Genomic DNA, 8,687 nt, shown 5'->3' on the forward strand with positions numbered 1-8,687 from the left:
GTTTTATGGCCGGTTCTCGCCGAGAGCTTGTTTTGGAATTGCAAGTAATTCCAATGTTCGGCATTCAGAAAACAGAAGGTACAATTATGGCAGTTGATGAAAAACTTCAGATTGTGCGTCACTCTTGCGCACATGTTATGGCGGAAGCCGTTAAGCATTTGTTTCCAGGTACTAAAATTGCAATAGGACCTGCTATCGAAAACGGATTTTATTATGATTTTGATTTTACCACCGCCACTACCAAATTGACCGAAGATGATTTTGCAGCCGTCGAAAAAGAAATGCGCAAAATCCTTGCAACAGGCGCAGAATTTGTCCGCAAGGAAGTTTCAAAAGAAGAAGCACTCAAAATTTTTGCTGACGAACCTTACAAACTTGAGCTGATTAAAGATTTGCCTGAAGGCGAAACAATCACAACTTACGAGCAGGACGGCTACCTCGACCTTTGCCGCGGCCCTCACGTTGCAACAACAAAAGAAATCAACGGACAGGCATTCAAACTCGACAAAATCGCAGGTGCTTACTGGCGCGGGGATTCAAACCGCCCTATGCTCACACGAGTCTACGCACTCTGCTTTGCAAAACCGAACGACCTCAAAGACTATCTTGCAATGCTCGCAGAAGCTGAAAAGCGCGACCACCGAAAGCTCGGAACTGAGATGGACTTGTTCCATGTAGATCCGGAGAACCCGGGTCAGGTTTACTGGCACCCGAACGGATGGACAATCTACACCACCATGCAGGATTACATGCGCAAAATGGTTCGCCGCGACGGCTATTCCGAAGTCAACACTCCTGCAATCATGCCGCGCACTCTCTGGGAGCGAAGCGGTCACTGGGATCACTACCAGCGCAATATGTTCATTACGGAGTCAGAAAAACGTTTGTTCGCAATTAAGCCGATGAACTGCCCGGGTGCACTTGAAATTTTCAAGAGCCGCCAGCGTTCATACAAAGATTTGCCACTTCGACTGGCAGAATTCGGTCACGATGTCCGAAACGAAGCAAGCGGAACTTTGCACGGCGTTATGCGAGTCCGCGGATTCGTTCAGGACGACGCTCACATTCTCTGTACAGAAGAGCAGGTAGCTTCAGAAGTTGCAAAGTTCTGTAAGCTCCTTAAACGCGTTTACCACGATTTCGGTTTTGATGATCTGGTCGTAAAATTCTCAACAATGCCTGAAGACCATGTAGGTGATTTGGCTACATGGGAAAGAGCCGAAAAAGCACTTGCCGATGCATGCCATGAAGCAGGACTTACTTACGAAATCCAGCCGGGAGAAGGTGCTTTCTACGGACCAAAGCTCGAATTCAAACTCTACGACTGCATCGGACGGGAATGGCAGTGCGGTACAATTCAGGCTGACTTCCAGCTTCCTAGCGCAGAACGATTGGATGCAACTTACATCGGTGCCGACAACCAGAAACACCACCCGGTAATGCTTCACCGTGCAATCCTTGGTTCTTTCGAGCGATTCTTGGGTATCTTAATCGAAAACTTTGCCGGTGCATTCCCGACATGGCTTGCATTTGAACAGGTTGCAATCGTTCCGGTTACAAACGACTTCGACGATTACGCACGCGAAGTAAACGATATGCTTTTGTCAGCTGATATCCGCTCAAACGCATATCTTTCAAGCGACAATATGCGCTCAAAAATCAAGACAATTACAAAAGAGCACAAAACTCCGTATATCCTGATTCTTGGCGAAAACGAAAAGAAAGATCGAACTGTAACAGTACGATTCCGCCAGTCAAGCGGACTTGAACAGAAGACAATGAAAATCGAAGAATTTATTGCTTATGTTCAGGACAAAATCAATAATCACGTTGTAGGAATCTAAAACGTGATAAAACAAAAAAAGCACTTCCTGAAATGAAGTGCTTTTTTATAAGTGCTTCTTAAGCATTTTCTCGCGCTAATTTTGAGATTTCATCGGCCATTTTGTTTAACGGCACCTGTTTCTGTACACCGCCTAATTCATAAGCTACCTTAGGCATACCATAAACAATCGCAGTTGCTTCATCCTGACCTAAAGTCCATGCACCCTGTTTGCGCATTTCGGCAAGTTCAACTGCACCGTCTTTACCCATTCCGGTCATTATTACTCCAAGTGCCCTGTTCTGATAAACTTTTGCAACTGATTCAAATAAAACATCTGCTGAAGGTCTGTGACCATTGCGCTGTGCATCCTGTGATAAGCGGAGAAGTTTTTTGCCGAGTGGTGTCTGTTCAACATAGATGTGATAGTTACCCGGTGCAATGTATATTTTACCGCCTTCAATAGGTTCTCCGTCTTCAGCTTCTTTAACTGATAAAGCGCATATTTTGTCGAGTGAGTTTGCAAATTCTTTTGTAAAGCCTGCAGGCATATGCTGAACAACGAGAACCGGCTGTTTTAAATGCGGGTCAATCATTTTAAATACATCGCGGAGAGCGTTAGGTCCGCCCGTAGAAATACCGATTGCTATTACTTCGATTTTTCCAGGTTTACGAAGCGGCTCGATAACAGCAGGTTCTTTTGGAGCAGCTGAGAAAGGAGTAAAAGAAGATTTTGCTGCTGCCTTGTTTTTTTCATCAGCAAGAAATTCTTTTGCTTTTTCTTCGCCCATTGCGGCCGTAAGTTTACGGGTAACCGCTCTTTCTGATGCCAGATTTGAATAAAAATCACCGCCCCGGACTGTTTTTCCATGACGACGTGCATAAGCTCCCCCATAAGAGGAAATAAGCTCAACCAGTCTGTCAGAAACTGAGCTGATATCTGCTGAAACTGAACCGTTTGGCTTTGTAATAAAGTCTGAAGCCCCCAGTTCGAGGCATTCCATTGTAACAGCAGCACCCTTTTCTGCAATGCTTGAAAGAATGATTACAGGAATATCAACGCGGTTCTGTTTGCGCCAGCGTAGGAATTCGACACCGGTCATTACCGGCATTTCTATATCAAGAACAATTACATCTGGTTTTAAAAGCGGGAGTTTTTCGATTAAGAACTGACCGTTCATTGCCTTACCTACAACAGTAAGACCTTCCGTTCCGTCAACGACGTGAGAAATAAGATTACGCATGAGCGCAGAGTCATCACAAATAAGAACTGATATATCGTCCATACTTTATCTCCGTGAAAATTGAGAAAAAAAGAAAAATTAAACCTGTTTCTGGTATAAACAAGCCCAATCAGTCTTTAAAAATTCAAATTTTGTTTCCATTCCGAATAAACTCTCTGAGTGACCAATAAACAGATATGAATTTGAAGCCATTGAATTCCAGAAACGGTCTATAACAGCTTTCTGAGCAGGTTCGTCGAAATAAATGAGTACGTTCCGGCAGAATACAACATCGAGATTACGTGCACCAGAATCATTTCGAAGATTGTGGTAGTCGAATTTGATTGTCTGCATTAATTCAGGTTTTACCTGATAGCCGCGGTCATTTTTTGTAAAGAAACGGTCAAGGTATTTCTGAGGAATACCTGTTACACGTGCTTCAGGGTAAAAACCAGCCTGACCTGTCATAAGACATTTGAGTGAAATATCTGAAGCTGTAATCTGAAATTTATATGGTGGAGGAAGAATATCAGCAAGAATCATTGCAATTGTATATGGTTCTTCACCGGTTGAGCATCCTGCACTCCAGATTCTGACTGTTGTATCACCAGTTTTACGTTTGTTTTCCAGAACATGGGGAATTACATAATTTACAAGTGCGTCAAAATGCGGCTGGTTTCGGAAAAATCGTGTCAAATTTGTCGTAACAGAATCAAGCATGATTTTCATTTCTTCTTTGTTAGACATTACGAGACGATAATATTCTTCAACTGAATCGAGCTGCTTTTCCCGAAGTTTTTCTTTCAACCGGCTGTCAAGAATTGAACGGTTTGTAGCCGAGAAAGTAATTCCACTTTCGTCATAAATGACTTTTCGGAACATATCAAATTCTGAATCTGTTAATAAATCTGCCATAACTCTAATTATACACCCTTAGTTTTAAATTGTAAATAATTTTAAGAATTCTGCAAGGTTAGGGGCAGAAATTCAGTTAAAATTTCTCGATTGAAATAAACAAACTCTCTATGTTAAAATAATAACACAAATAATGAAAAAATCACCCGGCTTTTTTTTAATTTTATCATTTTTCTCTTTTTCATGTTCACTTGAATATTTAAAAAGTGAGAACAGTGAAGATTCTATTCCGGAATTTACTTTTAAAAACGCAAATTATACAAAATACGAATCAAATAAAAAAAATATTTTTCTGTCAGCAGAAATTCTGGAGCAGTATAAAAGTGATAATGCTGTTTTTGTAAAAAATGCGGAATTCCAGACTTTTAGTTCAGATGGTACTCAGGAAACGGGTGGTGAATGTCAGCTTATTGCGGCAAATACAAACGATGAAATCTATACACTTTATGGTGATATAAAATTAAATCTTCCAAAGCAGAAAATGTCTATCGATGCTCAGGCACTTAATTTTAATAAAAAAACTGAACAGATTACCAGCAGTAAAGATTCTGAAGTAAAGCTTACAAAAGACAATATTACTATTTCAGGGCTCGGATTCAGTGCAAGCGGGGTAAGCAAATCTTTCTCATTTTCCAATGAAGTTTCCGGCATAATAAATACAAATGAGGCCGAAAATGAAAATTAAAAAATTGATTTTTCTATTCTGCCTTTTTAATTTTCTGATATTATCTGCAGTTTTTTCGGAAGAAATACAATTTAAGGCTGATTTTATGTCCGGGGTGTCGGGAAGTAAAACCGATGAAACTAAGCTGGCAGGAAATTCTTTCGTTAAAACTTCCACTATGGAAATAAAAGCAGATTTAATTACTTTAAATGGTGAAGATTTCAGATATATTACTGCTGAAGGAAGTGTCGAAGGCAAAAACACTGAAACAAAAATGAATTTTACCTGCGGAAGGCTGCGGTATGACAGACAGACTAAGCTTGCTCAGCTGGAAGATTCTGTTCATATGATTGATCTTGAAAATGATGTTACCATTGATGCCCAGATAATCGAATACAACCAGAATAAAGAAATTGCTACAATGCAGATTGGGGTTACTCTCAGGCAAAAAAATAATGTATGTACTTCGGCATTTGCAATCTATAAAAAAGAGGCACAAATGCTTGAAATGAGCGGAAATCCTAAAATTGTTCAGGGCGATGATTCTTTCAGGGCGCAGGAAATAACACTGGACTTAAAATCTCAGGAAATTACACTTTCAGGCAGGGTAAGTGGAACTGTAATTGATTCCAAAAAGGAAGAAACTAAAGAAGAAAAGCAGCAGGCAAATCCTAAAGATGAAGAACTTCCTTCAGAAAGTACAGATGAAAAACCTGCAGTTGAGGAAAAGTCTGATAATCAGATTCCGGAAGAAGAAAAGCCGGATGCAGTTAGTGAGGTGGCAGAAGAATGAGTGATGAGCAGAATATTGATTCTCAAAATAATTCAGAAACTTTTCATACGTTGCGTGTAAGTTCGCTTTATAAACAGTTTGGTAAAAAGAAGGTTGTGCAGGGAGTTGATTTTCAAATGCATACCGGCGAAGTTCTTGGACTTTTAGGTCCAAATGGTGCCGGGAAAACAACCAGCTTTTACATGATTGTCGGGTTTTATAAACCAACCTCCGGCGAAATTTTTCTTGATAATAAAAGAATTACACAGCTGCCTATGTTTAAAAGAGCTCAGCTTGGAATTTCTTATCTTCCTCAGGAACCGAGTGTTTTTAAAAAACTTACAGTTGAAGAAAATATCTGGTCAATTCTGGAAACACGACCGGATTTATCGCGTTCAGAAAAAAAACAGAAACTGGAAGAATTAATTGAAGAATTTGCCATCGGCAGAATCAGAAAACAATATGCTTATACCTTGAGCGGCGGTGAAAGACGCAGAACGGAAATTGCCCGTTCTCTTGCAATTGAACCGAAATTTTTATTGCTTGATGAACCATTTGCAGGAATTGATCCGATTGCTGTTGCTGATATAAAAGGTATGATAAAACTTCTTGCAGACAGGGGAATCGGCGTTCTTATTACAGACCACAATGTCCGTGATACGCTTGAAATTACTGACCGTGCAATTATAGTAAGCACTGGTCAGATTTTGATTCAGGGAACAAAGCAGGAAATTATTGACAGTCCTGAAGCACGCGAAATTTATCTCGGCGAATCATTTCACATGTAAAGGCTGTACAGTTTTAATAAATCATTGTTCCTATACCGCGGTCGCTGAACATTTCGATAAGAAGCGAGTGGGGAACTCTTCCGTCGATAATGTGCGTTCGCGGTACACCGCCTTTTCTTGCCATTACACAGCATTCGATTTTAGGAATCATACCGCCGGCAATTGTTCCGTCATCATAAAATTTCTGAACATCATCAAGATGAATACGCTGAATCAAAGATTTTGGATCATTTACATCCCGCAAAACACCCGGAACATTTGTAAGCTGAACAAATTTTTCTGCATTTAATGCAATTGCGATTTTAGCTGCAGCTGTATCTGCATTAATGTTATAGCGTGACATATCTCCCTGTTCGCCGAGTGCAACTGTTGATACAACCGGAATGAATCCTTCATCCAGTAAAGACTGTACAATTTCCGGATGAACTTCTGTAACTTCACCAACAAAGCCTAAGTCTGTTCCGTCTTTATTAATTTTTTTTGCACGCAGAAGTCCTGAATCAACGCCGGATAAACCTACAGCTTTTCCGCCTTCCTGTAATAAAATGCCAACAATATCCTTGTTTAATTTGCCGGTAAGAACCATTTGAACAATTTCCATTGTTTCAGCATCTGTGTAACGAAGACCGTTTATGAATTTGCTTTCTTTTCCGACTCTTTCAAGCATATGGTTAATTTCAGGACCGCCGCCATGTACAAGAACAACTTTGATTCCTACAGTGTTCAGCAGAACAATATCTTTCATGACAGCAGATTTTAATTCTTCATTTAGCATGGCATTACCGCCGTATTTTACAACGACAGTTTTTCCTACCCAGTGACGAAAATACGGTAGTGCCTGAACAAGCACATTGGACCAGTGTTCATTATCTAAGCGCGGATCGATTTTTTCTTTAGTTTCAGTGTTTTCGCTCATAATTTTCTCCATGTAAAACGAATTGCGATATTATACAAATTAGCGTCTTAATTGTCAGTTATTTTTTTAGATTTTTCTTGCCGATAAATGCTTTTTTCAGTATTTTTATGAATGTATAAAAATTAAATAACGGCTGCGTAAATACGTAACCGACAGGAGATAAAAACAAAATGGCTAAACAGTTGATTTTTAATGAAGAAGCCCGCAAAAAGATGCTTTCTGGTGTTGAACAGATTGCTCAGGCTGTAAAAGTAACACTCGGTCCTTGCGGCCGCCTTGTAATGCTCGACAAAAAATTCGGTGCACCTACAATCACAAAAGACGGTGTTTCTGTTGCAAAGGAAGTTGAGCTTAAAGACCCTTACGAAAACATGGGTGCTCAGCTTGTACGCGAAGTTGCTTCAAAAACAAACGATGTTGCTGGCGACGGTACAACTACTGCTACTGTTCTGGCTTATGCAATCGTCCGCGAAGGCCTCAAATCAGTTTCTGCTGGCATGACTCCAATCGAAATCAAACGCGGTATCGACAAGGCAACAGCTGTTGCTGTCGAGGCTATCAAAAAGAACAGCCGCGCAGTTAAAGGCAGCGAGGACATCACTCATGTTGCTACAATTTCTGCAAACAACGACCCTGAAATCGGTAAAATCCTTGCTGACGCTATCGAAAAGGTCGGAAAAGACGGCGTTATTACTGTTGAAGAATCAAAAAACATGGACACAACAGTTAAGACTGTTGAAGGTATGCAGTTCGACCGTGGATACATTTCTTCTTACTTCGTAACTGACCGTGAACGCATGGAAGTTAACTACAACGATGCTTTCGTTTTGATTCACGACAAAAAAATCTCAACAATGAAAGATCTTCTTCCATTGCTCGAAAAAGTTGCTCAGACAGGTAAACCTCTAGTAATCATCTGCGAAGACATGGACGGCGAGGCTCTTGCAACACTCGTTCTCAACTCAATCCGCGGTACTCTCAAGTGTGTTGCTGTTAAGGCTCCAGGTTTCGGCGACCGCCGAAAGGAAATGCTTCAGGATATCGCTATTTTGACTGGCGGTACAGTAATTTCTGAAGAACTCGGTCTTAAACTTGAAACAACTGAACTTGCTCAGCTCGGTCAGGTAAAATCAGTTAAAATCGACAAAGACAACACAACTCTGGTTGACGGTGCAGGCGCAAAAGATGCTATCGCTGCCCGTGTTGCAGAAATCAAGGCTCAGGTTGAAAAATCAACTTCTGAGTACGACAAAGAAAAGCTCAAGGAACGCCTTGCTAAACTCTCTGGCGGTGTCGCTGTAATCAACATCGGTGCTATCACAGAAACCGAAATGAAAGAAAAGAAGTTCCGCGTTGAAGATACACTTGCTGCAACACGCGCTGCTCTCGAAGAAGGTATCGTTTGCGGTGGTGGTATCGCTTTGATTGAAGCTGCAAAAGCCCTCACAGACGACGCTGCAAAAGATTTGACTGAAGAAGAAAAGGTCGGATTCCGAATCGTCCGCCGCGCCCTTGAAGAGCCAATCCGCCAGATTGCCGAGAACGCAGGAATTGACGGTGCAGTTGTTGCAGAAAAAGCAAAGAACG

At 41.0% G+C, this 8,687-nt stretch carries 8 protein-coding genes; 5 read left to right on the forward strand and 3 right to left on the reverse strand.

The genetic code is table 11. The features are described from left to right. The first annotated feature begins 86 nt into the window (after nucleotides 1–86). A complete protein-coding gene (gene thrS / locus ACKI5B_RS09080; RefSeq protein ID WP_407427982.1) occupies nucleotides 87–1,844 on the forward strand; it encodes a threonine--tRNA ligase in 1,758 nt (585 codons plus the stop codon). Between the two features lie 58 nt (nucleotides 1,845–1,902). Here thrS and ACKI5B_RS09085 read toward each other — a convergent pair whose 3' ends face one another. Then, complete coding sequence (locus ACKI5B_RS09085) at nucleotides 1,903–3,108, reverse strand: protein-glutamate methylesterase/protein-glutamine glutaminase (RefSeq protein WP_407427968.1); 1,206 nt, start codon at nucleotides 3,106–3,108, stop codon at nucleotides 1,903–1,905. Nucleotides 3,109–3,144: 36 nt separating this feature from the next. Further along, nucleotides 3,145–3,960 (reverse strand): CheR family methyltransferase, encoded by an 816-nt coding sequence (locus ACKI5B_RS09090; protein ID WP_407427970.1) that lies wholly within the window; start codon nucleotides 3,958–3,960, stop codon nucleotides 3,145–3,147. Nucleotides 3,961–4,093: 133 nt separating this feature from the next. Here ACKI5B_RS09090 and lptC point away from each other — a divergent pair, with 133 nt between their 5' ends. Genes lptC through lptB form a run of 3 tightly spaced genes read left to right on the forward strand, consistent with a single transcriptional unit; the run spans nucleotide 4,094 to nucleotide 6,184 of the window. Continuing rightward, nucleotides 4,094–4,645, forward strand: coding sequence for an LPS export ABC transporter periplasmic protein LptC (lptC, locus tag ACKI5B_RS09095; protein ID WP_407427972.1), 552 nt, complete (start codon nucleotides 4,094–4,096; stop codon nucleotides 4,643–4,645). Continuing rightward, entirely contained in the window at nucleotides 4,635–5,417 is a 783-nt protein-coding gene (locus ACKI5B_RS09100) for an LptA/OstA family protein (protein WP_407427974.1), read from the forward strand. The genes lptC and ACKI5B_RS09100 overlap by 11 nt, the downstream gene beginning before the upstream one ends. After that, entirely contained in the window at nucleotides 5,414–6,184 is a 771-nt protein-coding gene (gene lptB, locus ACKI5B_RS09105) for an LPS export ABC transporter ATP-binding protein (protein ID WP_407427976.1), read from the forward strand. The genes ACKI5B_RS09100 and lptB overlap by 4 nt, the downstream gene beginning before the upstream one ends. A 13-nt stretch (nucleotides 6,185–6,197) precedes the next feature. Here the strand turns inward: lptB and argB are convergent, their stop codons facing one another. Further along, complete coding sequence (gene argB, locus ACKI5B_RS09110; RefSeq protein WP_407427978.1) at nucleotides 6,198–7,100, reverse strand: acetylglutamate kinase; 903 nt, start codon at nucleotides 7,098–7,100, stop codon at nucleotides 6,198–6,200. Between the two features lie 170 nt (nucleotides 7,101–7,270). Here argB and groL point away from each other — a divergent pair. Beyond that, nucleotides 7,271–8,687, forward strand: a 1,417-nt coding sequence (gene groL, locus ACKI5B_RS09115; protein WP_407427980.1) for a chaperonin GroEL, incomplete at its 3' end; no start/stop codon positions are given.

The organism is Treponema sp., assembly GCF_045657965.1.
In the GTDB taxonomy this organism is placed as follows: domain Bacteria; phylum Spirochaetota; class Spirochaetia; order Treponematales; family Treponemataceae; genus Treponema_D.

Excerpts from the sequence above, each read along its gene's own strand:
- ACKI5B_RS09100 (WP_407427974.1), top strand. The coding sequence starts at position 4,635 with ATGAAAATTAAAAAATTGATTTTTCTATTCTGCCTTTTTAATTTTCTG.
- lptC (WP_407427972.1), top strand. The coding sequence starts at position 4,094 with ATGAAAAAATCACCCGGCTTTTTTTTAATTTTATCATTTTTCTCTTTT.
- thrS (WP_407427982.1), top strand. The coding sequence starts at position 87 with ATGGCAGTTGATGAAAAACTTCAGATTGTGCGTCACTCTTGCGCACAT.
- ACKI5B_RS09090 (WP_407427970.1), bottom strand. The coding sequence starts at position 3,960 with ATGGCAGATTTATTAACAGATTCAGAATTTGATATGTTCCGAAAAGTC.
- argB (WP_407427978.1), bottom strand. The coding sequence starts at position 7,100 with ATGAGCGAAAACACTGAAACTAAAGAAAAAATCGATCCGCGCTTAGAT.
- lptB (WP_407427976.1), top strand. The coding sequence starts at position 5,414 with ATGAGTGATGAGCAGAATATTGATTCTCAAAATAATTCAGAAACTTTT.
- ACKI5B_RS09085 (WP_407427968.1), bottom strand. The coding sequence starts at position 3,108 with ATGGACGATATATCAGTTCTTATTTGTGATGACTCTGCGCTCATGCGT.